Genomic DNA, 574 nt, shown 5'->3' on the forward strand with positions numbered 1-574 from the left:
GAGTCTCTACTAAGCATGTCTGAGGAAAATAAATATACTACAGGTTTGCCGTCAATTTTTTTGTATTTTGGATTTTTGAAATAGTTAAGTATCCAGTAATTAACTATTTCATCGAACTGTGACAAACTTTCTGGAGTGTTCGTATGGTTTGCCCATAGTAGAGCAAAATCTACGTTGTAGTCCTTAGCATTTTTTATGTATGAGTCTATAGCGTAGGTGCGGTTTTTTACACCTGTTCCTTGGTCCCAATACCAATCATAGGCAATGAAATTTATCCCGTATTTTTCCATCCATTGCAGGTGCCTTCTCGTCACCTCATCCGACCCCTCTGTGTACCATCCCAGAAGCGGTTCACGTTCGGGGTGCGCTTTGATTTTCGCCCAGCCATCTACATCCGGCCTTTTCCACCCAGGGTAATAGTAGACTCCGACGTCAATAGCATGTGTGGTGGAAGTTATCAGTGATAGAAATGAAAGGGAAGCAACTAGTAGCTTTTTCATAATGGCACCGTAAGTCCTAAGTGTTAGTGGGTTTGGCAGTGCTCAGTGATTGGGCGATGTGCTTTGTCTTGTTT

At 42.3% G+C, this 574-nt stretch carries 1 protein-coding gene; it reads right to left on the reverse strand.

The window, feature by feature from the left end; translation table 11 throughout:
* Window positions 1–500, reverse strand: a 500-nt coding sequence (locus AC1DLB_RS31675; protein ID WP_477786488.1) for a glycoside hydrolase family 99-like domain-containing protein, incomplete at its 3' end; no start/stop codon positions are given.
* Window positions 501–574: the final 74 nt, after the last annotated feature.

The organism is Pseudomonas sp. 05N434 (genome assembly GCF_056396965.1).